This is a genomic window from Microbispora sp. NPDC004025 (assembly GCF_053604425.1).
Genome location: NZ_JBSGHN010000004.1, coordinates 641285 through 667348, shown reverse-complemented (window position 1 = coordinate 667348; position 26064 = coordinate 641285). Strand labels below are relative to the sequence as shown.

Annotated in this window: 24 protein-coding genes; 15 read left to right on the top strand and 9 right to left on the bottom strand. The window is 71.5% G+C overall.

What is annotated here, in order from left to right; genetic code table 11:
* Window positions 1–14 precede the first annotated feature (14 nt).
* On the bottom strand, window positions 15–1256 hold the full coding sequence (locus ACWEQG_RS15165) for an MFS transporter (protein ID WP_452284999.1): 1242 nt from the start codon (window positions 1254–1256) through the stop codon (window positions 15–17).
* Window positions 1257–1402: 146 nt separating this feature from the next.
* Here ACWEQG_RS15165 and ACWEQG_RS15160 point away from each other — a divergent pair, with 146 nt between their 5' ends.
* Window positions 1403–2083, top strand: a complete 681-nt coding sequence (locus ACWEQG_RS15160) for an alpha/beta fold hydrolase (protein WP_452284996.1) — start codon at window positions 1403–1405, stop codon at window positions 2081–2083.
* Here the strand turns inward: ACWEQG_RS15160 and ACWEQG_RS15155 are convergent.
* Entirely contained in the window at window positions 2080–3030 is a 951-nt protein-coding gene (locus ACWEQG_RS15155) for a sigma-70 family RNA polymerase sigma factor (protein ID WP_452284994.1), read from the bottom strand. The two genes, ACWEQG_RS15160 and ACWEQG_RS15155, sit on opposite strands and share 4 nt — an antisense overlap.
* Before the next feature lie 122 nt (window positions 3031–3152).
* Between ACWEQG_RS15155 and ACWEQG_RS15150 the strand changes: the two genes are divergently transcribed.
* The 4 genes from ACWEQG_RS15150 (at window position 3153) to ACWEQG_RS15135 (ending at window position 7530) form a co-directional block, all read left to right on the top strand.
* Window positions 3153–4601, top strand: a complete 1449-nt coding sequence (locus tag ACWEQG_RS15150; RefSeq protein ID WP_452284992.1) for an MFS transporter — start codon at window positions 3153–3155, stop codon at window positions 4599–4601.
* 181 nt (window positions 4602–4782) lie between these two features.
* Window positions 4783–5208, top strand: a complete 426-nt coding sequence (locus tag ACWEQG_RS15145; protein WP_452284990.1) for a nuclear transport factor 2 family protein — start codon at window positions 4783–4785, stop codon at window positions 5206–5208.
* A 68-nt stretch (window positions 5209–5276) separates the two neighbouring features.
* Complete coding sequence (locus ACWEQG_RS15140; protein WP_452284988.1) at window positions 5277–6122, top strand: MBL fold metallo-hydrolase; 846 nt, start codon at window positions 5277–5279, stop codon at window positions 6120–6122.
* Window positions 6123–6201: 79 nt separating this feature from the next.
* Window positions 6202–7530, top strand: a complete 1329-nt coding sequence (locus ACWEQG_RS15135; protein ID WP_452284986.1) for a family 16 glycosylhydrolase — start codon at window positions 6202–6204, stop codon at window positions 7528–7530.
* 43 nt (window positions 7531–7573) lie between these two features.
* Here the strand turns inward: ACWEQG_RS15135 and ACWEQG_RS15130 are convergent, their stop codons facing one another.
* From ACWEQG_RS15130 to ACWEQG_RS15120, 3 genes are all read right to left on the bottom strand, one after another.
* Complete coding sequence (locus ACWEQG_RS15130; protein WP_452285121.1) at window positions 7574–8680, bottom strand: MFS transporter; 1107 nt, start codon at window positions 8678–8680, stop codon at window positions 7574–7576.
* A gap of 149 nt (window positions 8681–8829) precedes the next feature.
* Window positions 8830–9924, bottom strand: a complete 1095-nt coding sequence (locus tag ACWEQG_RS15125; RefSeq protein ID WP_452284984.1) for a calcium:proton antiporter — start codon at window positions 9922–9924, stop codon at window positions 8830–8832.
* A gap of 43 nt (window positions 9925–9967) precedes the next feature.
* Window positions 9968–10843, bottom strand: coding sequence for an NUDIX hydrolase (locus tag ACWEQG_RS15120; protein ID WP_452284982.1), 876 nt, complete (start codon window positions 10841–10843; stop codon window positions 9968–9970).
* A gap of 364 nt (window positions 10844–11207) precedes the next feature.
* Between ACWEQG_RS15120 and ACWEQG_RS15115 the strand changes: the two genes are divergently transcribed.
* The 3 genes from ACWEQG_RS15115 to ACWEQG_RS15105 all read left to right on the top strand — a co-directional run bounded on the left by ACWEQG_RS15115 (window position 11208) and on the right by ACWEQG_RS15105 (window position 14956).
* Window positions 11208–11555: a hypothetical protein gene (locus ACWEQG_RS15115; RefSeq protein WP_452284980.1), complete on the top strand. Its 348-nt coding sequence runs from the start codon at window positions 11208–11210 to the stop codon at window positions 11553–11555.
* A 267-nt stretch (window positions 11556–11822) separates the two neighbouring features.
* Entirely contained in the window at window positions 11823–12863 is a 1041-nt protein-coding gene (locus ACWEQG_RS15110; protein ID WP_452284978.1) for an alpha/beta fold hydrolase, read from the top strand.
* A 485-nt stretch (window positions 12864–13348) separates the two neighbouring features.
* Entirely contained in the window at window positions 13349–14956 is a 1608-nt protein-coding gene (locus tag ACWEQG_RS15105) for a cellulose-binding domain-containing protein (RefSeq protein ID WP_452284976.1), read from the top strand.
* Between the two features lie 142 nt (window positions 14957–15098).
* Here the strand turns inward: ACWEQG_RS15105 and ACWEQG_RS15100 are convergent, their stop codons facing one another.
* Window positions 15099–15893: a M15 family metallopeptidase gene (locus ACWEQG_RS15100; protein ID WP_452284974.1), complete on the bottom strand. Its 795-nt coding sequence runs from the start codon at window positions 15891–15893 to the stop codon at window positions 15099–15101.
* A 225-nt stretch (window positions 15894–16118) separates the two neighbouring features.
* On the opposite strand from ACWEQG_RS15100, the gene ACWEQG_RS15095 reads away from it, so the two are divergent.
* The 6 genes from ACWEQG_RS15095 (at window position 16119) to ACWEQG_RS15070 (ending at window position 22192) form a co-directional block, all read left to right on the top strand.
* Window positions 16119–16952, top strand: coding sequence for a prolipoprotein diacylglyceryl transferase (locus ACWEQG_RS15095; RefSeq protein WP_452284972.1), 834 nt, complete (start codon window positions 16119–16121; stop codon window positions 16950–16952).
* 395 nt (window positions 16953–17347) lie between these two features.
* Window positions 17348–17641: a hypothetical protein gene (locus tag ACWEQG_RS15090; RefSeq protein WP_363464207.1), complete on the top strand. Its 294-nt coding sequence runs from the start codon at window positions 17348–17350 to the stop codon at window positions 17639–17641.
* Entirely contained in the window at window positions 17638–19206 is a 1569-nt protein-coding gene (locus tag ACWEQG_RS15085; protein ID WP_452284970.1) for a radical SAM protein, read from the top strand. Before ACWEQG_RS15090 ends, ACWEQG_RS15085 begins: the two co-directional genes overlap by 4 nt.
* Window positions 19203–19547 (top strand): hypothetical protein, encoded by a 345-nt coding sequence (locus ACWEQG_RS15080; RefSeq protein WP_452284968.1) that lies wholly within the window; start codon window positions 19203–19205, stop codon window positions 19545–19547. The genes ACWEQG_RS15085 and ACWEQG_RS15080 overlap by 4 nt, the downstream gene beginning before the upstream one ends.
* Window positions 19548–19657: 110 nt before the next feature.
* Window positions 19658–20617 (top strand): ankyrin repeat domain-containing protein, encoded by a 960-nt coding sequence (locus ACWEQG_RS15075; protein ID WP_452284966.1) that lies wholly within the window; start codon window positions 19658–19660, stop codon window positions 20615–20617.
* A gap of 393 nt (window positions 20618–21010) precedes the next feature.
* Complete coding sequence (locus ACWEQG_RS15070; RefSeq protein WP_142567879.1) at window positions 21011–22192, top strand: ATP-binding protein; 1182 nt, start codon at window positions 21011–21013, stop codon at window positions 22190–22192.
* Between the two features lie 105 nt (window positions 22193–22297).
* On the opposite strand, the gene ACWEQG_RS15065 is transcribed toward ACWEQG_RS15070, so the two are convergent.
* Window positions 22298–23128 (bottom strand): MauE/DoxX family redox-associated membrane protein, encoded by an 831-nt coding sequence (locus tag ACWEQG_RS15065; RefSeq protein ID WP_452284964.1) that lies wholly within the window; start codon window positions 23126–23128, stop codon window positions 22298–22300.
* Window positions 23129–23131: 3 nt separating this feature from the next.
* Window positions 23132–24091, bottom strand: coding sequence for a hypothetical protein (locus tag ACWEQG_RS15060; protein WP_452284962.1), 960 nt, complete (start codon window positions 24089–24091; stop codon window positions 23132–23134).
* A gap of 287 nt (window positions 24092–24378) precedes the next feature.
* On the opposite strand from ACWEQG_RS15060, the gene ACWEQG_RS15055 reads away from it, so the two are divergent.
* The gene (locus ACWEQG_RS15055; RefSeq protein ID WP_452285119.1) at window positions 24379–24879 is read left to right on the top strand and encodes a SigE family RNA polymerase sigma factor; all 501 of its coding nucleotides are present in this window, start codon (window positions 24379–24381) and stop codon (window positions 24877–24879) included.
* 9 nt (window positions 24880–24888) lie between these two features.
* On the opposite strand, the gene ACWEQG_RS15050 is transcribed toward ACWEQG_RS15055, so the two are convergent.
* Window positions 24889–25758: a thermonuclease family protein gene (locus ACWEQG_RS15050; RefSeq protein WP_452284960.1), complete on the bottom strand. Its 870-nt coding sequence runs from the start codon at window positions 25756–25758 to the stop codon at window positions 24889–24891.
* Between the last annotated feature and the right edge of the window lie 306 nt (window positions 25759–26064).

The window sequence follows — 26064 nt, the reverse complement described above, 5'->3', positions numbered from 1 at the left end:
TCACCCCGACGACCCTATATCGCCCCTTGATCCCGCGAGGGGACGCCGCTGACCGCCGGCGCGGGGGCCGGGGTCAGGCGGGTGGACACCAGCCACCAGATGACCAGCTGCAGCACGGCCAGCACCAGGGCGAAGGGCGGCAGCGTCCAGGCGCCGACCCCCTGGGCGATCGCCCCGGCGAGCCAGGGGAACACCGCGCCGCCGACCACCGACACCCCGTTGATCAGCCCGATGGCGGTGGGCACCAGCCGGGCCACGGTGAGCCGCGGCGCCACGGCCATCGTGGTGGGGAAGACCGGCCCGAGCCAGAAGCCGAGCAGCACGAAGCTGATGCTGGCCATTACGGCGCCCGGCACGAGCCAGGCCATCGCCGTGCTGATGGTGACCCCGGCCAGGCAGACGAAGGTCATCCCGGTCGCGGTCAGGCCGAGCCTGGTGGCGATCGGGCTGATCAGGAAGCGGCCCAGGGTGAGCCCGAGCCAGTAACCGGAGACGGTGTAGCCGGCCAGCAGGTCGCTCTGCCCGTGCTCGTCGACCAGGAAGCTGAACCCCCAGTTGCCCACGCTGATCTCGAGGCCGACGTACACGGCGAGGAACACCGCGCCCAGCACGACGGCGGGCTGCCGCGAGGCGGTGGCCAGCAGCCCGCCGGTCGCGGGCACGGCGTGTTCCCCCGCGGGCGCCGCCGGCGGCGGGGCCTCCCGGGCGGGCAGGGTCAGATAGAAGCCGATCAGCAGCGGCAGGCAGACCAGGGCCAGGACCAGCCACACGGCCGTCCAGGGCAGGAAGGTCAGGATCCCGGTGGCCAGCAGCGGCCCGAGCAGCGCGCCGACGCCGAAGAACGCGTGCAGGCGGTTGAGCAGCGTCGTCGCCCCGGGCAGGTCGGTGAGGTAGGCGTTCAGCACCGATTCGAAGATGCCCGTGCCGTACCCGGCCACGATCTGGGCCACCAGGAAGGCCAGGAACGGCGGGCGCACGGCCGTGAAGAGACCGGCCAGCGCGAACGTGCCGCCGCCGAGGATGAGCGAGGCCCGGATCCCGAGGCGATGGATCAGCGGGCCCGCGGTCGAGCCGGACAGCATGAACCCGGCGGAGAAGGCGAAGAACTGGGTGCCGATCGTGGCCTTGTCGAGGCCGTAGTCGTCCATCTGCGCCGGCAGCAGCACCCCGCCGACGCCGGAGCTGAGACCGACCAGGATGAAGGTGACATAGGAGAGCGCGACCGGCGCCCAGAATTCGCGCCGCAGTGCGGACACCCGACCTCCCGCGTACGAGCAGCCCTCCGGCCACCCGGCATGCGGGATCGGCCGTATCCGTGATCAACGGTGATCCCGTTTTCGGCGTCATGCTACTTGGAGTGCCTGATGCTCCCATAGGGGTTTTCGGTGGCTATCGTGACGATGTGACGGATCATGCGTCGGTTCAGGCGAACGGCGTTCGCATCGCGTACCGGACGTACGGGCCGGAGGGCGGCGTGCCGCTGGTCCTGCTGCACGGGCTGGGCGAGGGCATGGCCGACTGGGCGGGCGTCGCGCCGGCTCTGGCCGCCCACCGGCACGTGTACGCCCTCGACCTGCGCGGCCACGGCGCCAGCGAACGGCCGGGGACCTACGGGCTTGAACTCATGCGCGACGACGTCCTCGCCTTCCTCGACGCGCTGTCGCTGGGGACGGTGGACGTGATCGGGCACTCGATGGGCGGCCTCGTGGCCTACCTGCTCGCCGCCGAGCGGCCGGACCGGGTGCGGACGCTGATCCTGGAGGACGTCCCGATCCCCGTGCCGCGTGAGCCGCCCCCGCTCGTACGCCCGGAGGGGCCCCTGCCGTTCGACTGGGCGATGGTCACGGCGATCAGGCCCGAGATCGACCGGCCCGACCCGGCGTGGCTGGAGCGGCTGGGCCGGATCACCGCGCGCACGCTCGTGATCGGCGGCGGGCCGGACAGCCACATCCCCCAGGATCGGGTCGCCGAGATGGCCCGCCGCGTCCCCGGCGCCGCGCACGTCACGATCCCGGCCGGGCACCTGGTGCACGAGAACGCCCCCGACGCCTTCATCCGCGAGGTGCTGGCCTTCCTCGGTTAGAGCCTGGCCGGGAGCCCGAAGACGGTGAACAGGCCGGGACTCCCGAACACGACGTTCCGCGCGATGCCGTCCTCGCCGATCGTGAGGACCTGGAGTGAGTGGGCCCGCAGGACGCCGTCGCCGCCGTCGGCGTAGGCGGCGAGTGCGGCCTGACCGTTGGCCCGCGCCGGCACCATCCGCCAGGGGCCGCGCCGGGCGCAGACCCAGCGGATGAAGCGGCCGAAGGCCTCCCGGCCGGAGAACCACGACAGGAACGGCGGCATCTCCAGCACGGCGTCCGCACGCAGCAGCCGCTCCAGGGCGTCGACGTCGGCCTTCTCGAACGCCGCGACGTACGCGTCGAGCAGCTCGCGGCAGGCGGGGTCGTCCGGTTCGAGGAGGTCGTCCTCCGCCGGGGCCACCTTGCCGAGCTGGGCGCGGGCACGTTGCAGCGCGCTGTTGACGGCGGGGACCGAGGTCTCCAGCAGGTCGGCGACCTCGCTCGCCCGCCACGCCAGCACCTCGCGCAGGATGAGCACCGCCCGCTGCCGCGGCGGCAGGTGCTGCAGGGCGGCGACGAACGCCAGCCGGATCCCACCCCGGGACGCGACGATCGCGGCGGGGTCCACCAGCGCGTCGGGGATGGGCTCCAGCCAGGTCACCTCCGGCAGCCGCCGCTGCGGCCCGGCCTCCGGGTCGTCGCCGGGACCGGTGAGGCCCGAGGGCAGGGCCCGGCGGCCGCGCTGTTCCAGTGCCGTGAGGCAGGCGTTGGTCGCGATGCGGTAGAGCCAGGTGCGCGGGGAGGCCCGCCGCCCGTCGTAGTCGCCCGACGCCCGCCACGCCCGCAGCATGACCTCCTGCAGCAGGTCCTCCGCGTCGTGCACCGAGCCCAGCATCCGGTAGCAGTGCGTCATCAGCTCACGCCGGTGCGGCCCGGTGATCCGCTCGAACTCCTCGTCACTCCACATGTGCTCTCCCGCGTCGCGTCGCCGTCACCGGTATCTACCGCCGCGCCCGGCGGAACTCATCGATGAGTTCTCCGCCCGGCGGCGGTAGGTACCGGCGAACCCCCACTGCGGAAGGACAGACAGTGACAACCAGCCATACCGTCCACCCTGCCCCGGTGCGTGCCGTACGGCCCTGGCCGATGCTGGCGGTGCTGCTCACCGGCCAGTTCATGGGGCTGCTCGACCTCTACATCGTCAACGTGGCGATCCCCCGGATCGGCGCCGACCTGGGGGCGTCCGGAGCCGCCCTGCAACTGGTCGTCGGCGGTTACATCGTCGCGTACGCGGCCCTGCTGATCACCGGTGCCCGGCTCGGCGAGCTGTACGGCAGGCGCCGCATGTACGTGATCGGGGTCGCCGGCTTCACCGCGGGCTCGCTGCTGTGCGGGCTCGCGCCGGGCATCGGGACGCTGATCGCCTTCAGGTTCGTCCAGGGCGCCGCGGCGGCGGTCATGGTCCCGCAGATAATCAGCGTGATCCAGACCCGGTTCGACGGCAGGGCCAGGGCCACGGCGCTCAGCGCGTACGCCGCGGTGCTGTCGGCCGGCTCGGTCGCCGGGCTGGCGCTGGGCGGGGTGCTGGTGAGCGCCGACCTGGCCGGCGCCGGATGGCGGCCGGTGTTCCTCGTGAACGTCCCCGTGGGCGTCCTGCTGACGGTCGCGGTGCCCCGGCTGGTGCCTTCGGACGCCCCGCCGGATGCGCGGTCGGACGCGCGGTCGGACGCGCCGGCGGGCCGGCCGCGCGGGTGGCGCCGCCTCGACCTGCGGGGTCTCGCGCTCGTGCTGCCCGCCATGCTCCTGGTCGTGCTGCCGCTCGTGCTGGGCCGGGAGGCCGGCTGGCCGTGGTGGACGTACGCGTCGATCGTCGCGGGAATCGCGCTCGCCGCCGTGTTCGTCGTGTCCCAGCGCCGTACGGCGGCCCGGGGCGGCGACCCGCTGCTGAACCTGGACGTGCTGCGCGCGACCGGCATGCCCTCGGGCCTGACGACGCTGATCGCGCTGATGGTCGCCTACGGCGGGTTCCTGTTCACCTTCGCCGTGCACCTGCAGAGCGGCCTCGGGGAGAGCCCGCTGCGGGCCGGGCTCACGTTCCTGCCCATGGCGGTGGCGTTCGGTCTGGGCAGCTTCTACTGGCGCAGGCTGCCGGGGCGGATCCACCATCTGCTGCCGCCGGCCGGGCTGGCGCTCGGCGTTCTCGGCACGTCGGGCCTGGCCGTCTCGGCGACCGGCGGCCCCGTGATGTGGGCCGCGTTGCTGGTGTACGGCGCGGGCCTGGGCGTCTCCATCAGCCTGCTCACCCACGCCCTGGTCCACGTGCCGCCGGCCCGCGCCGCCGACGCGAGCGGCCTGCTCACCACGGCCATGCAGCTGGGCCAGCTCAGCGGCGTGGCCGTGTTCGGCACGGTGTTCCTCTCCCTGGCCGACCCGCCGGTGCCGGAGGCGATGGGGACGACCGCCTGGTGGCTCGCGCTGGCCACGGCCGCCGGCGCGGCGGGCGCGGTCACCCTGGCCCGCGCCGTACGGCCCGCGTGACCGGGCGGACGCCGGACGGAGCCCGGGCGCGCCGGAGTCCCGCGCGCTCACTCCTTCGGGATCGCCGCGAGGTTGAGCACCCAGCCGTTGCGCGCGTTGCATCCTGCGGTGTTGCGTCTCCTGCGGACGTCCTTTGCCGTGGCGGCGCTACCGTGGGTGTACGCCCTGGGGGGTGATCCGCATGCCTGACGGCCGGCAGCTCGCGGACCGCGTGCTGAACGCGGTGAACGGTCATGACCTGGATCGGCTGTCGGCGTGCTACGACGACGACGCCGTCCTGTCCACCCCGCTCGGAGACAACGTGGGGCGCGAGCAGATCGTCCGATACTGGGAGAACCTGTTCAAGGGCTTCACCGACATGGCCATGACGGTCTGGAACAGGGTGGAGTGCGCCGATCCGGGTTTCAGCGAGTGGACGATGACGGGCACGCACACCGGGCCCTTCCCGTTGCCCGACGGCGGTGTCGCGAGTGCGAGCGGCCGGCGGATCACGGTCCGCGGCTGTGGGGCGTGCCACGCGAAGGACGGGCTCGTCATCGCCCACCGGGACTATTTCGATCTGCTGGAGCTGTACTCCCAGCTCGGGTTCTCGCTCGTCCGTGGGTAACCACCCCCCGCTTTCGGGTGATTTGTGGTGGTTTACGTAGCCTGAAGGTCTGGGAGAGGGGAGGCGTCATGCCCGATCCAGCGGACGCGACCGTGTTCTTCGTGGGAAACGCCACCATGATCATCCGTTCTCACGGGTTCACCCTGCTGACGGATCCGAACTTCCTGCACCAGGGGCAGCGGGCCCATCTCGGCTGGGGGCTGAGCACCCGCCGCCGCACCGAGCCCGCGATGAAGGTCACGGAGCTTCCGCCGCTGGACCTGGTCGTGCTGTCGCACATGCACGGCGACCACTGGGACAGGATCGCCAGGAACGGCCTCGACAAGGACCTGCCGATCGTCACCACCCGCCATGCGGCGGCCCGGCTCCGCCGCCAGGGGTTCTACCACGCCGTCGGACTGGAGTCGTGGGAGTACCACCACGAGCGCCACGGGGACGGCACGCTCACGGTGACGGCCACGCCCGCGCGACACGCGCCGGGCCCGGCGAACTCGCTGATGCCGCCGGTGATGGGGAGCGTGCTCGACTTCGCCCACGCCGGCGAGGTGGACCTGCGCCTGCACATCAGCGGCGACACGATCATGGACGACTGCCTGTCGGAGATCCCGCGCCGCTTCCCGGACATCGACGTCGGCATCGTCCACCTCGGCGGCACGCGGATCCTCGGCCTCACGGTGACCATGGACGGCGCGCAGGGGGTGGAGTGGCTCAGGCTGATGCAGCCGGAGTCGGCCCTGCCCGTCCACTACGACGACTACGCGGCGTTCGCCTCCCCACTGAGGGACTTCCAGCAGCACGTCCGGGACGCCGGGCTGTCGCACCTGGTCCACTACCTCATGCGCGGCGAGACCTACCGCCTCCCCGTACGGCAGTCCGGCGTACGGCCGCGCCGGCACGTCCCCGGATTGGGCTGACACCAGGTAGTCAAAAAGAAACCGTCCTATTGACACCCCATGTGGCAAGGGTGTTGCATCTTAATTCAAGCTTCAAAGCTTGCGTGAAGCGCTGGACACCGGCACGCGGCGCCCCCAGGCCTGCGGGCGGCGCGGGCCGGAGATCCTGCTGGCATCCCCCCACCAACCGGAGATCTCCATGCGCAAACCCCGGCTCCTCATCATGGCCGCGGCCATGGTCGTCAGCCTGACCGGCGGTCTGGTGGCCGGCGCGGGCGCCGACCGCGCCGAGGCCGCCATCGGCCCCGTCACCTGGTCGGACGAGTTCAACGCCGCGGCGGGAACGCCGATCGACGGCGCCAAGTGGAAGTTCGACGTGGGCGGCAGCGGCTGGGGCAACAACGAGTTGCAGTACTACACGAACTCCACCCGCAACGTGTACCACGACGGGCAGGGACACCTGGCCATCACCGCCCGGCGGGAGAACCCGTCCAACTACCAGTGCCACTACGGCACCTGTCAGTACACCTCGGGCCGCATCCTGACCGCCGACAAGTTCAGCCAGGCGTACGGCCGCTTCGAGGCGAGCATCAAGATTCCCAAGGGACAGGGCATCTGGCCGGCCTTCTGGATGCTCGGCGGCGGCAACTGGCCGAACACCGGCGAGATCGACATCATGGAGAACGTCGGCAAGGCGCCCAACACCGTCTACGGCACCGTGCACGGCCCCGGTTACTCCGGCGGCGGCGGCGTGGGCGGTAACCGGACGATCGGCGCGCCGCTCGGCGACGCCTTCCACACCTACCGGGTCGACTGGTCGCCGAACCTCATCGTCTGGTACCTCGACGGCTCGGAGTACTTCCGCGTCACGCCGGCCGACATCCGCGGCAACCAGTGGGTGTTCGACCACCCGTTCTTCATGATCCTGAACGTCGCGGTCGGCGGCAACTGGCCGGGCAACCCCGACTCCACCACGTCGTTCCCGCAGACCATGCTGGTCGACTGGGTCCGCGTCTCCGCGTGGACCAGCGACGGGGGAGGCGGGACCGGGAGCGCGCTGAAGTCCAGCCTGAACGGCCGCTGCGTCGACATCCCGGGCGCCAACCCCGTGGACGGCGCCCGGCTGCAGATGTACGACTGCAACGGCACCGCCGCCCAGCAGTGGACGATCAACGGCGACGGCACGGTCCGCGCGATGGGCAAGTGCATGGACGCCGCGGCGGCCGGCACCGCCAACGGCACGCCGATCCAGCTCTACACGTGCAACGGCACCGGCGCCCAGCGCTTCACGCTCAGCCCGGCCGGCGACCTCGTCAACATCCCCGCGAACCGATGCGTGGACATCGCGGACGTGAACCCGGCCAATGGCGCACGCCTCCAACTGTGGGACTGCACCGGCGGGGCCAACCAGAAGTGGACCCGCGGCTGACGACCGTCTGACCGGCGTGAGGGGCTCCGGCCTCTCACGCCGGTCACGGCCGTCTCCGGCGTACGGCGAGGGCGATCACCAGGTACGGCGCCGCCGCGACGGCGAACAGCGGTCCGGGGCCGGTCCACGCCGACCCGGCCGCGTAACCGCCGTAGACCGTCAGGGCGACGATCTCGGTGCCGACCCCGGCCATCGACGTGACCGTGGCCCGCGCGCCGTCCGAGATCCCCTCCTGCAGCCTCGCCTCCAGTGCCGCCGTCGCCCACTGGAACAGGCCGAAGGCCACGGCCACCAGCGTGAGCGCCTCCGGTCGGCCCGCGGACGCTCCGACGGCGCCGGCCGCCATGCAGACGGCGGCGGTCACCAGGGCCGGCGCGAGGACGCCCCGCCCCCGCCCGGCGAACCACCCGCCGACCATGCCGCCCGCGCTCACCAGCAGGACGAGCAGGGGAACCCGCCCGGTGGGCACCCCCGTCGCCTCCGTGAGCAGGGGGACGTACTCGTCCATGGCCCCCGCGACCGACGTCGCCGACAGGACCACGATCGCGCGGCGGACCGCGGGACCCGCGCGCACCTGGGCCAGGCCGTCGCGCAGGACGGCCAAGTATCCACCGGCGCCGCCCGACCGGTCGCGGTCGCCGCGCGACTCGGGGAACGACAGCCCCACGGCGGCTCCGAGCAGCGTCACGAGCACGCTGGCCAGGCCCGCCGCGCGCATGCCGCCCACGGCGAGCACGGGCCCCGCCAGCGCGGTCGCGGCCATCACCGCCGTCGTGCCGAGGGCGGCCGCCCGTCCGGCTAGCGACGGGAAGCGGCCGGTCGCACCCGACCGGCCGAGTTCCTCGTACACCAGGGCCTGGAGCGTGCCCGAACGCAGGGAGCCGCCGGCGCCCCACAGCACGAAGCCCAGCGCGAACGACCAGTAGGAGGGGGCGAGCGTCCACAGGGCGTACCCCGTGCCCGTCAGGAGGGGCGCGACGGCGAGCAGCGCTCTCCGCGAGACGAGGTCGGCCCACACACCGGACGGGATCTCCAGCACGAAGCCGGTGACGGACCAGATCACGAACAGCGAGGAGATCTGGGCGGGGGAGAGCCCGTTCTCGGCGAACAGCAGGGCGTACACCGGATAGAGGACGACGAAGTCCTCCAGGAACGCGTACGCGTACAGGCGGGCCGCGAGGGCCCGTTCAGGTGAGCGTCAATGTCGCCATTTCACGTTTCGCACCCTACGCGCCGGACGATCTCCGCGCATCGGGCTTTTCGGGGCTCGGGTGCGTACGGGCTCACGGGCTCACGGGCTCACGGGCTCACGGCGAGGAGCAGGAAGGCGGCGAGCAGCGTGAGGTGCACGCCCCCCTGCAGGACGGTGGCCCGGCCGGGCACCACGGTCAGCGTCGCCACGACGATCGTCAGCCCGAGCAGCACGATGTGCGTCGCGTCGAGTCCGAGCAGCAGCGGGCCTTTCACCCACAGCGACGCCGCGGCGATGGTCGGGATGGTGAGCCCGATGCTGGCCATCGCCGAGCCGAAGGCGAGATTCAGGCTGACCTGGACCCGCGCGCGCCGGGCCGCGCGTACGGCGGCGAGCGTCTCCGGCAGCAGCACCAGCAGCGCGATCACGACGCCCACCACCGCCTGTGGCAGGCTGGCGGCGCGTACGGCCGTCTCGATGGCGGGCGACTCGACCTTCGCCAGGCCGACCACCGCGACGAGCGCGGTCAGCAGCAACGCCAGGCTGGCCGTGGCCGCCCGCGTGGTCGTCGGGCCGGCGTGCCCGTCCGCGGCATCGCCGCCGGGCTCGACCGGCAGGAAGTACTCGCGGTGCCGTACGGCCTGGGTGAGCACGAACAGGCCGTACAACGCGAGCGAGGCGAACGCGGCGAACGCGAGCTGGGCCGGGGAGAAGGCGGGTCCGGTCTTGCTGGTGGTGAACGTCGGCAGGACGAGGCTCAGCGTCGCCAGGGTGGCGACGGTGGCGAGCGCGCCTCCCGTGCCCTCCGCGTTGAACACCGCCACCCGCCGCCGCAGCGCCGCGACCAGGAGCGACAGGCCGGCGATCCCGTTGCAGGTGATCATCACGGCGGCGAACACCGTGTCGCGGGCGAGCGACGCCGCGGCCGGCCCGCCCGACACGGTGAGGCTGAGGATCAGCGCCACCTCGATCACCGTGACCGCCACGGCGAGCACGAGCGAGCCGAACGGCTCACCCACGCGATGGGCGATGACTTCGGCGTGGTGCACGGCCGCGAGCACCGAACTCGCGAGGAAGAGCGCGGCGATCACCACGACGACGGGTGGGATGCTCCGTCCCCACGCCAGCGCGAGCACCGCCACGGCGAGGATCGGAACGGTCACGGTCCAGGTGGCGGCCAGTCGGCGGTAGCGCAGGCTCACAAGGTTCTTTCTGCCCAGAATGGGACGAAAGGTATAAAGGACCCTAGAGCTGCTTGAGTAGCCAGCGCGGGCCGGCCACCAGGGCGCCGAGGGCCGTCACCCGCTCGCGCAGCCCTCGGTCGGCGGTGACGACGAGGGCGGTCTCCCATGGCCGCATGCCGCGCACGGCGTCCACGATCGCGTCGTCCCCGCTGCCGCCGGCGACCACGACCGTCAGGTCACCGGTCACCGGCCCCGGGTCGGCGGCGCCGGCCGCCGCCCCTTCGAGCACCGCGACCATGCGCGGGAACCACCGGGACAGCGCGGGAACGCCCTCCGGCATCTCGCCGAGGCCCTGCCCGCAGAGCGGGATCAGCTCGTTGAGCAGGCGGTTCGCGGCGCCGGCGCGGTCGTTCCACCAGCCGTGCTCGGCGCGCGCGCCGACGATGTTGGCCACGTCGAGGACGACGACCACCGGGCTCAGCGCGGGCCGGATCCTCGGCCACGAGTCGGCGAAGCCCGGATGAAGCTCCTTCGACGCGACCTCGTCGGCCGCCACCCAGCGCATGTCGGCGCTCTCGCCGTTGGCGGGCGCGGCGTCGAGCAGCCCCCCGGCCTCGGCGATCACCGTCTGGAACGACCAGCCGCCGTGGTCGTCGACGTAGAGCCCGCGCACCCGGACGAGTTCGGCGTCCAGCGCCGCCTCCTCCTGCGCCTCGCGCAGCGCGCCGGTGATGGCGTCCTCATGGCTGTCGCACGCGCCGCCCGGCAGCCCCCACGTCCCGCCGTGATGACTCCACCAGGCCCGCTTCTGCATCAGCACGTACGGCATGCCGTCGAGGGTGTGGTGCACGGTGAGCAGGCCGGCGGCGCCGTACAGCCCCCAGTGCTGGTGTCCCAGCGCGCACAGGGCCCAGCCGTCGCCGTCCTTCGCCGCCATGCACCCATCTTGCCGCAGCGGGTTGAGTGCGGTCCGCCGCCCCGTTGCTCTGATGGTCGCCGCTGCGGACCGGTCGTACGTGACGGGGTCGTAGGCCGATCGTTATTAACCGGTAAGCGATCCTTCCGAAGGTCGAGTCCGAAGCCCGTTAGCGTGTGAGCCCTCACTCGTGATTCCCCTTTATCCGGAGAATCAGGAGATGTCATATCTGGAGAGACGCCCGCTTCCTGCGGCCGGAGGAGCGGGCGTTGTCCTCCCTCTGTCGTTTCGGTGTCGGCCCACCGGCCGTCCTGCTCGGCTCCTCTCGGGTGCCGGGTGGTGGAATTCTTCACGATCTCTCCACGGGCGCCGCACAAGTGCCTGATTGACTGATGTCGTGATCCGGGAACCGGTGGGCCGGCATCGTGAACGCGTTCCGGTCCGGGCGACCACGTCGAGAGAGAACATCGCCGTATATCTCGTGCCGCCGGCCGCCGTGGCACTGATGTCACTCGGGATCGCGGATTGGCTCGTGGCGATGTGGCTGATCCGGGGCGTCCAGTGCGGCCTCTACGAGCAAGGCGGCGTACTCGACTGTGGCGGGTCATCCACGCTGGATAAAGCGGTCCTGCTCGGACCGCTGCTCGCGTTGCCGATGTTCGCCGCGGAGACCTGGCTGATCGCCCGGGGGATTCGACGGATCGCTGCCGGGCGCGAACGAAACCGGGCCTGACCCCGCCGATCGAGTGCGCGGTGCGGGGATGGCCGCTCCTTCCTTTTCCGCAAGAAAGCACGACGGCCTGTCCCTCAGAGAGCACGACGGGAGAAGCCCGCGCGACTTCAGGTCGTGCAGGCTGCAATCGATCATCTGACGCCGGCAGAGCCGCGTGCCCGCGGCTCTCGTCATGGCCGTGCTCGTCGGTGAGCGGCCGATTCCGCGAACAGTGGGCCACACAGGCCGGCCGCCCCGCGATCGTGTGCTCGGGAAAGGGAAACACATATGCCACTGGAGGAAACAGCCGGGCGGGCGCCGGGAGCGGGGTCGCGTACCAGGAGACTGTGGCGGGCCACCGTCGGCGCGTTCGTCGCCCTGGTCGCCGTGTTCGGCATGACCGCCGGTGCGGGCGCGAGTGCGACGGCCAAGGAGCCCGCGGAGGGCCCGGCGCGTTTCGCCCCCGGGTTCAGGCACGGCAAGGTCGTCGTGGAGGGCGGCGACGTTCACTACGTCATCGGCGGGTCCGGACCGGCCGTCGTGCTCCTGCACGGCTGGCCGCAGACGTGGTTGATGTGGCGCCCGCTGATGCCCGAGCTCGCCCGCGATCACACCGTGATCGCCGTGGACCTGCCGGGGCTGGGCGACTCGGCCGTGCCGGCCGGCGGCTACGACAAGGTCACCACCGCGCGACGGGTGCGCCAGGCCGTGCGCCAGCTGGGATTCGACCGGGTGGCGATCGTCGGTCACGACCTCGGCGTCCTGATCGCCTACCCCTGGGCCCGTGACTTCCCCGGCGAGGTGACCCGGCTCGCCATGATCGAGTCGCCGCTGTCCGGCTTCGGTCTCGAGGAGCTCTACGGGGTGAGCTGGCACTTCCGGTTCAACATGTCCCCCGCGCCGATCCCCGAGCGGATCATGGACAACGACGACGTCAGCACCTACCTCGGGATGATGTTCGACTTCAGCTACCGCAAGGACGCGGTGGATCGCGAGTCGTACTACCGGGCCTACGCGGATCCGGCCAGGCGGACCGCGGGGTACGAGTACTACCGGGCGTTCGCCGCGGACGCGGAGAACAACAAGGCCAACGTGGCGAAGCGGCTGCCCATGCCGGTGCTGGGGATCGGCGGTCAGTACTCCTTCGGGCCGGGAGTCGCGGACTCGCTCCGCCAGGTCGCCGACGACGTGCGCACGGTGGTGGCACCCGACAGCGGGCACTTCGTCCCCGAGGAGAACCCGCGCTTCATGGCCGATTGCGCGAGCCTCTTCCTGGGCGCCCGGACCGGCACGCCCCCGCGTCCGGAGCTCACCTCCTGCGCCCCGTGAGCGCGGGCAGGTGATCAGCTTGTTCTCCTTCTCGCGCCGTCGCCGGTGCGGGTGGTGGTAGCTGTAACCCCGATCACGTTCTCGCCGGGTTCGGCTCGCTTTCCTGCCGGTGCGTCGGTACCGGCAGGGGCGCCGCCGTCAGGGGGTGTGCGGTCTGGCGACGGCAGGTCCGGGCTGGGCGGCAACCTTTTCGGCGGCGGCCCGATGAACGCCGGGTTCGCCGGCGATTGCCGTCTCGGAATTCCCGCCTGAACGTTTCAGCCGGTCCCGGAGTCCCGTTCCTGTCTCCCAGCGATTCCTGCGCAAGTGAGGGCGCCCTGGGCGGAAAGCCGCCGCGGCCCGGCGTTGACCGGCGATCGGCGGGGTCGTAGCTTGATGCGCGGTGTTCCTGTGGGTGAATCCAGTTCAGGTGCACGAAAACCCTTGTGGGGTCGGGGAGTCATTCCTCGGTCAGGGGCCCTGCGCGACCTGCAAGGAGTTCGGTCTTGAGAAGCAGAACCACAACGGGTGCCGGGGTGATCAGCGCCCTCGCCGGAGTCGTCGCTCTGGCCGGCGTGGCCACCGCCGGAACGGCGCAGGCCGCCACCGGGTGCGCCGTGACCTACACGACCAACGACTGGCCGGGTGGGTTCACCGCCGCCGTCACGATCCAGAACCTGGGCGACGCGATCAACGGCTGGACGCTCGGATTCGCCTTCCCCGACAGCGGTCAGAAGGTGGGCACGGGCTGGTCGGCCACCTTCAGCCAGAGCGGGCAGAACGTCACGGCCACGAACGTGGACTACAACGCCGCGATCGGTGCCGGGGCGTCCGTGTCCATCGGGTTCAACGGCTCGTGGTCGGGGTCCAACCCCAAGCCGGCCTCGTTCACGCTCAACGGCGTCACCTGCACCGGCTCTGCCACCACCTCGTCGCCGACCCCGTCGCCCACCCCGACACGCTCGCCTTCCTCACCCACCCCCACGCGGTCACCCTCGCCCTCGCCCTCACCCTCGACGACGCCGTCGAGTGGTGCGGTGTACGTGTCGCCGAACGGCAGGGATGGTGCGGCGGGGACGCAGTCCGACCCGACGACCCTCACGTCGGCGCTCACACGCGTCGCCCCCGGCGGGACGATCTACCTGCGCGGCGGGCGGTACGCCTTCGCGCAGACGATCACCATCGCACCGGGCAACAACGGCACGTCGAACGCCCGCAAGACCCTGTCCGCCTACCCCGGTGAGACTCCGGTGCTGAACTTCTCGGCCCAGAGCGAGTCCTCGTCGAACCGCGGACTCGTCGTGAACGGCTCGTACTGGCATGTGTACGGCATCGTCGTCGAGCGGGCCGGCGACAACGGGATCTACGTCGGCGGCAGCAACAACGTCATCGAACGCACGGTGACCCGGTTCAATCGCGACACCGGGCTGCAGCTCGGGCGGATCGCCTCCGACACCCCCCGCGACCAGTGGCCGTCCAACAACCTCATCCTCAGCGCGGAGTCGCACGACAACGCCGACTCCGACGGCGAGGACGCCGACGGCTTCGCCGCTAAGCTCACCACCGGCACCGGCAACGTCTTCCGCTACAACGTGTCCCACAACAACATCGACGACGGCTGGGACCTCTACACCAAGACGGACACCGGAGCCATCGGGCCGGTGACCATCGAGGACTCCCTGTCCTACAACAACGGCACCCTCACCGACGGCAGTCAGGCCGGCGCCGGCGACCGTAACGGCTACAAGCTCGGCGGCGACAAGATATCCGTCAACCACATCGTCCGGCGCAGCATCGCCTACCGCAACGGCCACCACGGGTTCACCTACAACAGCAATCCGGGCACGATGTCGATCTCGAACAACGTCGGCATCGACAACGTCGAGCGCAACTTCTCCTTCGACGCCGGCACCTCGGTGTTCCGCAACAACACCTCGTGCCGCAGCGGCAGCGGGTCCAACGACAAGACCGTCGGTAACGCCGACAGCTCCAACCAGTTCTGGTCCGGCTCGAACGGGTCCCGGTGCTCCTCCTACGCCGGCGCCATGGGCTGGTCCTTCGCCTCGGACGGCCATCTTGTCGTGACCTTCGGCGGCAGGCCGGTCACGCCGTAACCGGTCGTCTCGTCACCGGCATGGGCTCCCCGGCGGACTACGGCTCAGCCCTGCCGGCCTCTCACAGGGTCACCGGCGGGCCCCGCCCACCGCGCCGTACGCGATGGGCGGGGCCCGCAGGGCGGCTTGCGCGGCACCGGTCTCAGCGGCCGTTGACGGAGAAGTGCTGGTAGTCCTTGGCGCCCGACCACGAGCCGCCCCAGCCCCAGCCGATCCGCTCGAAGGCGCGCACCACGCGGTCTCCGCTGTTGATCACGCCCGGCTTCTTGAGCGGCCGGTCCACGAACGCGTCCGCGTTGCGGTGGGCGTTGGAGCCGTTCGCGTAGACGTACGGGTTCTCCCGGGGGTTGAGGTCCACGGCGAGGCCGTACGCGTGGTTGGACCAGCTGCCGGATCCGGTGGCGTTGCGGCAGTTGAAGGCCGAGGTGTTGTCGGCCTCGATGGATTCGTAGTCGCTGCCCTTGTAGACGTCGACGGGCTCCATCCGGCGGATGGGGTAGCGAAGCTCGTAGAGCTTCGCGAAGACGGAGGCCACGTCTTCGGCCACCTTCTTGTTGACCACCAGCGTGCCGGTGTGCGCCTTGTCGTCGAAGCCCCAGTAGGTCATCGTGATCTTGCGTAGCCCGCTCAGCGGGACCGGGCAGCCCGGACGCCACGAGTGCCGGACCTCGTCGCGGGTCACCGTCTCGATCTTCGCGGAGAAGGGAGGCGGCCCGCTCGGGCTCGGTGTGGGCCCGGTTTCGGGCGTGGGCGAGACCGGCGCGGCCGAGGGCGTGACGGGCGCGGACGTGACCGGCGCGGCCGAGGAGGCGGTGGGCATGGGCGAGTCCGATGCCGGGGCAGCCGGGGCGGTCGCGGACACCCGGGTCCGGGCGGTGGCGGACGCGCCCGCGTCGCCGGCCCCGCCGCAGCCGGTCATCCCGACGAGAGCCGCCATCACTACCACTGACCTGCGATTCCACAAGGAGGTCATAGGCGCAGGCTACCCGTGGACGAGACATGCGACGGCGGTCGCGCGACACTCCTGTGGACAAGGGGATTCCTGTGGATGAAGTTCGGCGGTCAACGCTCGCCGCATAGAACCGGAATCCACATATGGAAGGGGCGCAAGCCGTACGAATTGACGATCGGAATCGTCGTGCGCCGCCGCTAGGGTGGCGTCGTGCTTGAGGAACTGCGTTTCGGCGGGGTGACCGTGCCGACCCACGCGTTTTTCGTGGGCCTCGGCGTGATCCTCGCGAGCGTGGTGTTCGTCCTGGAAGCACGGCGCCGGGGAGCCCTGCGGGAGGAGTCCCTCGTCGCCGTCACCGGTGCGCTGGTCGGCGGGGCGATAGGCATGCGGCTGTCCGGGTGGGCCGAGCATCTCGACTTCGCGCTCAACCCCGGCCTCGTCGAGGCGTGGATGTTCGGCGCCCGGAGCATCCTCGGTGGCCTGACCGGCGCATATGTCGGGGTGCTGGTCGCGAAACGGCTGATCGGCTATCGGGAGCGCACCGGCGACCTGTTCGCGCCCGCGGTCGCGCTCGGCATGGCCGTCGGCCGCGTCGGCTGCTTCCTCACGGAGGCCCCCGGCCGTCCCACGAGCCTTCCCTGGGGTGTCCACGCACCCGCCACCGTGCCGGAGTGCCCCGGTTGCGTGACCGGGCAGGCCATGCACCCGTCGTACCTGTACGAGACCGTCTTCCAGCTCGCCGCCTTCGGTGCGTTGCTGTGGGCCCGGAGCCGGGTCGACCGGCCGGGAGAGCTGTTCACCCTGTATCTGGGCGCGTACGCCGCCTTCCGGTTCCTCGTCGAGTTCACCAGGGCGAACGAGACGGTCTGGCTCGACCTGACCCGCCCGCAGTGGTTCCTCGTCCCGGGCCTCGCGCTCCTCGCCGTCCGCCTCGGGATCGGATATCGCAAGGGCTACTACGATCGGCTGCTCCCCCGCCGGGGCGAGCGGCGACCTCTGTCACTGGGCGCCCGGCTGTCGCCTGCGGGCGAGGAGGAGAGATGAGCACACCCCCCGAGCCCCCCGAGCGGCCGGACGACCCGCGGCACGGCGATCCTTCCAGGCCGCCGGACGATCCGCCGCACGGCGATCCGCCGCAGGGTGATCCGCGGCAGGGCGATCCCTCCGGGCGTCCGCCGGTACCGCCGCCTTCCGGCACGCCGCACGGTCCGGCCAACCCGCCACCGCCCCAGGGGCCGACCGGCCCACCGCCGTCGTACGGCCCGGGTGGTCCGCCGCCCTCATACGGCCCCCCTGGGCCGCCACCGCCTCAGGGGCCGGGCATCCCGCCGCCGCATGGTCCGGGTGGCCCGCCGCCGTGGGGTGCGCCGCCGCCCTACGGCCCGGGTGGGCCGTACGGACCGCCTGCGTCGCAGAACTCGACCGCCGTGGTCGTCGCGATGACGTTCGTGGGGATCGTGGCCTACGTGGTCATCAACTTCGTGCTCTTCCTCGCGACCCTCGCGGCGGCGGACGGAGTCGCGAGCGACAACAAGAACATCGCGCTCATCGGCGGATCCCTGATCCTCGCCGCGATCGCGTTCGGCGGCGGAGCGTTGCTGCTGTTCCTGCGCAGGCCCTGGTCGCGGGGGCTCGGGCTGGGCCTGATGATCGGCTGGGCGCTCATGACGATTTTCACCGCCGGCTTCTGCACCGGCGTCAACCCCTCGTTGTACACGGACGGTGCCCTGTGAGCACGGGAATGCCCCTGCGGGGTGACCGCATCCTCCGCTACGTCAACGCGTTCTGCCCCCGCTGCCACGACGAGCGGCCGGACCGCCCGCTGGCGGAGGTGCCCCGCTTGTCCGGCTGGCTCGCGGCCCGCGACGGGCGGGTCTACCTGGAGCGCGGCTGCCGGAGCCACGGCATGGTCAGGACCCTCTACGACGAGGACCCGGAGATCCTCGCCTACCTGGAGGAGTGGACCGCTCCCACCAAAGCGCATCTGCCCGACGTCGCCGGGAACTTCGACCCGGTCCCGGAGGCGTACCTGCGGGGACTGCCGGAGATGCAGACCCAGCACACCTGCATCCTCCTGGAGGACGTGGCGGAGGCGTGCAACCTCCGCTGCCCGACCTGCTTCACCGACTCCTCGCCCGACCTGCGGGGAATCGTGCCGGTCCGGGAGGTGCTCGCCAACGTGGACCAGCGGCTGGCCCGGGAGAACGGCCGTCTCGACGTGCTCATGCTCAGCGGCGGCGAGCCGACCCTCCACCCCGACCTGCCCGAGCTGCTAGCCGAGCTGACGGCCCGGCCCGTCACCCGCATCCTGATCAACACCAACGGCCTCCTGGTGGCCCGGGACGACGCCCTGCTCGACCTGCTCACCGAGCACCGCGAGCGCGTCGAGGTCTACCTGCAGTACGACGGCGTGTCGGCCGAGGCGTCCCGGCATCACCGGGGCGGTGACCTGCGGCGGCAGAAGGCGGAGGCGCTGCGGCGCCTGTCGGAGCGAGAGATCTTCACCACGCTCGTCATGACGGCCGCCCTCGGAGTGAACGACGGCGAGATCGGCGACGTGGTGCGCCTCGCCCTCGAGACGCCGTACGTCGGCGGCGTGTCGATCCAGCCGCAGTTCGGGTCGGGGCGGTCCGGGGTGATCGACCCGATGGAGCGGCTCACCCACACCGGTGTGCTCAAGCGCCTCGGCCCCCAGACGGACGGCCTCGTCACCTGGCGTGACCTGACCGCCCTGCCCTGCTCGCATCCGCACTGCTGCTCGGTCGGCTACATGATCAAGGATGACGCCGACCAGTGGCGCTCGCTGACGGCGTTGATCGGGCACGACCGCCTCAAGGCGAACCTCGGGCTCGTCTCCAACCGCATCGCCGACGCGGAGATCCCCCGCCAGCTCCGCATGGCCGTGCAGGAGTCGCTGCTCGGCCTGCTGTCGGAGCAGTCGTCGCTGTCGCACCCCGAGATCGGCAAGGTCTGGCGCGACATCTGCGAGAACTGCGACCTCGGGCTGACCACCCTGCTGACGCTCGCGTCATCGGCCCTGCCCGGCCGCAGGAAGCGGCTGCGCCGGCTGCTGGGCGAACGGGTCGTGCGCATAACGATCAAGCCCTTCATGGACATGTCCACGATGCTGGAGGAGCGGCTGGTCCAGTGCTGCGTCCACGTCGGCACCCGCTCCGACCAGGACCAGTGCGCGCCGTTCTGCGCGGTCCAGGCGTGGCCGGCGCTCGCGAGTCAGCGCCTGTCCGCCGTCGCCGTGGCCGACCCCGGCGTACGGCTCCCGCTGCTGGAGTTCACGTGAGCCTCCCGCGCGGGGAGCCCGGCGACGGGGAGACAGGCCCGACGGGGGTCGCGTACGAGCAGGCCCTCGCGGCCCAGGCGTCCGAGGGCGGGCAGGCCAAGCCGTACGATCCGCTGAAGCTGTGCGTCTACGCGACGGTGGCCCTGCTCGCCTGGCTGTTCGGAGCCTGGGCCGTGCTCGGCTTCGCGGCCCTGGGGTTCGCCGGATACTGGCGGGCCCGCCGCGCCGGGCTCACCAGGAGCAAGTGCTATCTCAGGGACACCCGGCTCGTCCTCGCCTACCTGGGCTTGATCGCCCTGGCCGCCGCGGCGGCCCTCGTGTTCCCGCACGTGCCTCGTTGACGGTTCGGAGCGCACAGCCAGTGCCTCGTTGACGGGCCGGAGCGCGTAGCCAGGCGAAATTGTCGGTGGGCCACGCCATGATCGGCGTACCTACTCACCGAGGGAGCATCATGGCTGTCGCCCAAGCAGACTGGTCCGGCATCGGCTGGGACGCCTGGAAGAGTCTGCGGCTGATCCGCGCCCGGCTCGACGCGGGCGCCGATCCCAATTCGGGCGACGTCTACTACGGGCCGCCGTTGCACAGGGCGGCCGAATGCGGCTCTCCCGATGTGGTGGCGGAGCTGGCCGCGCGCGTCGACGACGTGGACGCCGAGCACGAGGGTCGTACGGCACTGTGGACGGCCGTCTTCGCCAACCGTCCGGACAACGCCCGGATCCTGGCCGAGGCCGGTGCCGATCCGTGGCGGCCGATGATGAACGGCTGGTCGCCCGGACGGCTGAGCCTGGCAACGCCGACCCCCGGCCTGTTCGGCGACCTCGCCGGCAGGCCCGGCCTGTCCGATGCCGAGGCCGCCGCCGTGGCCGAAGCTCGGCGGATGATCGCCGCCCTGGGGGAATTCGAGTACGACGGCATGGGGCTGGCATGTGTCGCCGGGATCAGCGCGGCGGAAGCGGTGCGCCGCCTGGAAGCGGTCCCGGCCGACGCGGCCGAGGTCGAGGAGATCGCGGAGGACCCCTGGTCCTACATGGACGAGAGCCTCGACATCGTCGGGATCACGGATGTGCCCGGCGGCTGCGTCGTCAGCCAGCCGTGGGGATATGGACCGTCCACGCCCGGCGTCACGGAGCGCCTGTCGGCGGGGACCGTCTGCTACGCCATGTTCGCCAATCCCAAGAGCGGAAACCAGGGAAGCGTCGCCAGGGACGGCGAGATCGTGGAGTGGGACACCCACCCCGGCGGCGGCAGTCCGGATCCAGAGCAACCGACCGCTGAAATCCTCATGGAGTATCTCTACGACGGCGAGGCCCTGGCGTACTGCTGCGCGGGCGCGGGTCTGCGGCTGCCTGACGCCAGAGCGATCAACGGGGAGCCCGACATGTGGGTGAGGCTCGCCGAACGGGACTGGTGAAGCTAGACCGGCCGGACCACAGAAACCCCAGCAGGGTGTCGCCGAACGACGGCGTTTGACGGAGCTTTCGCGGAAAGCTCGCGCAGGTGTTCGATGACGCGCTACAGTCATGCCCATCGGATCGAACACGGGTTCGGTCGAGTCCTGCCAGGTAAGGGGTGTGTGATGGCTGTGCCCACGGTGTCCGCCGCCCCGGTTCCGGCTGCCGCCGTTCCCGTGACCGACGATCCGGTCGTGCCCTCCCCGGCTCCGCCCGTTGTCGTCCCGGTCGTCCCGGCCCAGGCTCCGCCCGCCGCCGCGCGGTGCGTGCCGCGGCCGCGCCGGGCGACACGCCGTAGCGCTCTCTACGGAAATCTACGACGGCCGCTATATCCCGTCATAAAGTCCGAGAGCGTGGACCCCGTGCGCAATCCCTACGCCCCCGGCGCCGGCCAGCGCCCCCCGGAACTCGCTGGCCGCGACCGCGAACTGCAGCAGTTCGAGATCGTGCTGGAGCGGGTGGCCCGGGGCCGCCCCGAGCGCAGCATGGTCCTCACCGGCCTGCGCGGCGTGGGCAAGACCGTCCTGCTCAACACGTTCAAGTCCATGGCCATGCAGCGGCTGTGGGGCACCGGCAAGATCGAGGCCAGGCCCGACCAGTCGATCCGCCGCCCGGTGGCGGCCGCGCTGCACATGGCCATCAGGGAGCTCGCCCCCCGGCACCGCGCTCCCGAGCGCATCGAGGAGTTCCTCGGCGTGCTCAAGGCGTTCGCGATGCGCGATCCCGCCGCCGCGAAGGGCACCTCGCACTGGTCGCCCGGCATCGACGTGCCCGCCGCGCGCGGCCGGGCCGACTCGGGTGACCTGGAGATCGACCTGACCGAGCTGTTCGTCGACGCCGCGGGCGTCGCGACGGACCTCGGCGTCGGCATCGCGCTCTTCATCGACGAGATGCAGGACGTGCAGGCGCCGGACGTCTCGGCCCTGTGCGCGGCCTGTCACGAGCTGTCGCAGAACGGCGGCCCGCTGATCGTCGTCGGCGCCGGCCTGCCCCACCTGCCGAGCGTGTTGTCGGCGAGCAAGAGCTACTCCGAGCGGCTGTTCCGGTACGCGCGCATCGACCGGCTGGACCGGGACGCCGCCGACCTGGCGCTCATCGCCCCGGCCGCCCGTGAGGACGTCGAGTTCACGCCCGACGCGCTCGACGCGTTGTACGAGGCGGCCGACGGCTACCCCTACTTCGTCCAGGCGTACGGGAAGGTCGCCTGGGACCTCGCTCCGCGCAGCCCGATCACGGCCGAGGACATCAAGGTGTCCGCCCCGGAGGCCGAGGAGGAGCTGGCGGTGGGCTTCTTCGGCAGCCGATACGAGCGGGCCACGCCCGCCGAGCGGGACTACATGCACGCCATGGCCCAGCTCGGCGACGACCCGGTGCCGACCGCCGAGGTCGCCGAGACGCTGGGGCGCAAGCCGTCGAGCCTGTCCCCGGCCCGCGACAGCCTGATCAAGAAGGGCCTGATCTACAGCGCGGAGCGCGGCGTGATCGGGTTCACCGTTCCGCATTTCGGGAGGTTCCTTCGTGCGCAGCCGCTCTGAGCGGCGCGCCCATCGACCTCTCTACGGCTTTCTAGAGGGGAAGCTAGAGAGCCGTAGAGAGCTGAAGTAAAAGACCTCGATGCGGGAATCTACGTATGTATAGCGTCAGGCCGATACAGGCGTAGATTCCCGCAGAGAGGCATCGCCACGCTCATCGGCCGAGGTCAGGTGGCCGTCGGCGCCGACCACGGCGGCGCGTACGTCGGGGCGGCGGCCGCTGAGACGCACGGCGAAGACGACCTCCGCGTCGCCCTGGACCGGAAAGACGAAGAAGCGCCAGCACAATTCACGCCACATGTCGGACGGCTCGTCCGTCCGCAGCGACCCGGCGTGGGCCCGCCACGTCTCGCTGGCCCGCAGGCGTGACAGGGCACGCCCGGGCGGCATCGGCCGCTGCTCGCACGGCACACGGTGACGCAGGCGCGAGACGATCTCGTTGATCTCGGGTGAGAGGGCGAGCAGCAGGACGACGCCTCCGCCGGCCCAGGCGGCCGTCTCTCCGGTGAGGGCGGGCAGCCCCGTGGTGTTCTGGACCGCGACGAGGGCCGCCATGGCGGTCAGCGCCGCCGCCCGGCCCGTCGACCGCAGCCCGACCGGGGCGGCGCTCACCTCACCGAAGCAGCCGCACCCCGCGTCCGGCCGTCGCCTGCGCAGGTCCCACAGGACGTACGTCGCCACGGCGAAGAACGCGACCGGCAGCCACCGGGCGGCCGGGTGATCCACGGCCAGCAGGCCGGTCGCGAGCGCGACTTCGACCAGGGCACAGACGTACAGGGCGGGCCTGGCGAGGCGCTCGGGCATGAGCACCGCCGGGCCGAGCCGGGCCAGCACGCCGGGCGACGCCTCGCGCCCGGCCGTGGCCAGTTTGGTGACTGCGCCCAGCGCCAGTGTCACCACGAGGATCGGCAGCGCGGCAGCCGCGATGGTCGAAAGCACCGGTCACCCCAATCCGACGCGGGCGTTGAAGCAGCCCTTGGTCAAGTCTCCCCCGAGCGCGACATAGGAGGACGCGGCGAGTTCCACGACCCGGCCGCGCGGGGATGTGCCGCATTCCAGGCACCGGTCGCAGAACCGCCCCGTGAGGCACCCGCACGCGACGATGGGCAGCGCGTCCGTCCGGCCGTCGCACACGTTGCGTACGCGCAGCAGCGAGCCCATCGCGAGGTACGGCAGGCCGGCGCAGGAGACGCCGGCGTCGTCGCAGCCGCTGTCCTCGCGTTCGAGCATGGGGTAGGCGACACCCTTCGCGACGCCCTCCTCCGCGAAGTCCGGAAGATCCGCCCACACCGCCGTGCCCGAGATGCCCGCCTGGCCTCCTCCGTACGCCGGCGGAGACGGGGGCGCGGCCGTGGCCCGGTACGGCGGCTGCGAGGTCGCCGGGAGGTGCGCGAACGTCGCGCCCTGGTCGGACAGCCCGATGGCGTCGAACAGGTAACCCGGCTCCAGCTTGGGGTGCCGTACCCGGATGCGCCCGGAGGAGCGGTACGGAACGACGATGGAGCGTTCCCGGCGATGGGGACCGCAGTCGAGCTCGATCGTGAGATCCCGGCGGCCGTGGACCTCCCGGATGACGCCGGTGATCCGGGTGATGTCGGCCCAGATGCGCTCGGCCACCGTGCCGCCGCGCAGCGCCCGGACGACGACCCTCGACCCGGCGGGCAGGTCGGCGGGCGCCACCGTGCCCCCGCGCCAGGCGGTCGCCCACGGCGCGATGACCAGGCGCCGCTGCTCGCCGCCGGGGGTCTCCAGGATGATCAGGTGCGGGCTCACGTCGAGCAGGTCGCCGCTGACCACGTCGAACGGCGTCGTCTCCTCCGGTGACCGCGGCGCGGGCCCGGGGTCACGGCCGAGCACCGCCGCCGCCAGCTTCCGCCGTCGCTCTCCGGCCCGATTCGGCATCGCCCCTTCCACGTCCTCCAGCCTCACACGCCGGGCGGGGATGGAGAGGTCGTTTTCCGGGCGATGGTGGCGTCCGGGATCAATATTCCTCCTCCCGGTGCAAGGCGTTGCCACCCGTTTCGGGCAAACCACTGCCCGACGGGACGTGTAGCACGCGCGAGCGGGCCGCCACCGGCTTGCCCGGTCTTTGCCCACGCGGGTGCGAAACCTGGATTTCGGTTCAGCCGGATCCGGGAGCGCGGCTGCGATTCTGGCACGAGATGCCTCTCTGGCCGGGTTGGTGATCCCTGATCGTGAACCATGAGGAGTTCCGCACGTACGTCCAGTGTCGCGGGGCGGCCCTGCTCCGTGTGGCGAACCAGTTGACCGGGAACCCCAGCGACGCCGAGGACCTCCTGCAGACCGCCCTCGCCCGTACGTACCTCGCGTGGGACCGCATCCGCGACCGCTCGTCGCTCGACGGCTACGTGCGACGGGCGATGGTGAACATCAACATCTCCTGGTGGCGGCGGCGCAAGCTGGAGGAATACCCCTCCGACGAACTGCCCGACGTACCGGTGCAGCAGGACGCGCGGCACCGGTACGACGAGCTGGAGCAGGCGCTCGACCGCCTCCCCGCGCGGCAGCGTACGGCGATCGTGCTGCGCTACTACGAGGACATGACCGAGCCCGAGATCGCCAGGACTCTCGGGATCAGCGTGGGCACGGTCAAGAGCTCGGTCTCGCGGGGCATGGCCAAACTGCGCGGTGACATGGTCGTGCCCGACGCGAGCAAGAGCGTGAACTGACGCGCCGCGTCACCTCTCGCAGACCAGGCCGTCGCTGTCGCGGTCGATGTACCAGTCGTACTCGGGATCGACACCGCGTCGGTATGGGCCGAACCCGGCGTCGTTCGCCTCCTCGCAGGTGCCGTACCTGGGGTCGAGCGACCCGTCCGAGGCGCCTGGGCTCGGCGAGGCGCTGGGCGTGGGACTCGGCGTCGAGTTGGACGCGGGGCTCGGGGAGGGCCGCACCGCGGCGACCGATCCGGCGGTGCTGCCCGGCGGAATGGGCTCCAGGGAGTACGTCGTGCCGGGCGGCGCCGGGGACGCGTCCACGGGCTCGATCGGCGCCGGAGTCGCCGCGCCGGCTCCCGGCGGGGCCTGGACGCCGCCGCGCTTGTCGTAGGTGTCGGCGGCCCAGCAGCCCGACCACAGCCCGAGCTTGTCGACCTGCGCGCGCACCTGCTCCCAGTACTGCCACTCGGTGTAGCTGTGCTCGGGGAAGGAGTTCACCGTCTGGGCCAGGCCGTTCCTGACCATGTCGCCGTTGACGTAGACGCCCTTGGCCGACCACACGTAGATCAGGATGCGCTCCTGCTCGGGCACCTGCTCGGCGGCCCGGACGTACGCCGGCTTGCCGGGCGGCAGCAGGGCCTTCAGCCGGGCGGTCGCCTCCGGGGACCAGCAGACGCCCTTGGCGGGGGCCTCCGCCTCCAGCAGGCCGATCCGTACGGTCCGGCCGCTCGTGGTGACGACATCCGCGGTGTCACCGTCCACGATCTTCTTCACCGTCACCTGGACGGCGTCCTTCGGCACGGTCTTCGGCCGTGTCGTCGTGGTCTTCGTGGTCTTCGTCGTCGTGGGCATCGCCGCCGGGGGGGTGACCGTCTTCGTGACGGTGACCACCGGCTGCGGGACGCTCGTGCCGGTCGCGGCGGGCGTCTGCGATTGCGTCGGACTCGGACTCGGACTCGGACTCGGGCTAGGGCTCGGAGATGCCGGTGCCGCGGCGAAGGCGGGGGTGGAAGCGGCGACGGGAACCGCGAGGGCCGCGGCGGCGAGGACGGCGAGTGCGTGTGAGGGGAAACGCACGGGCGCTCCATGGGCTCGGGTACGGGGGACTGCGTCGGCTGTCGTGGAGCCGTTTCCTGAATTACGGAGTCCACCAGAAATCGATCGTTTACGCCAGTCCGTCCGGTCAGTTCCCCCGAA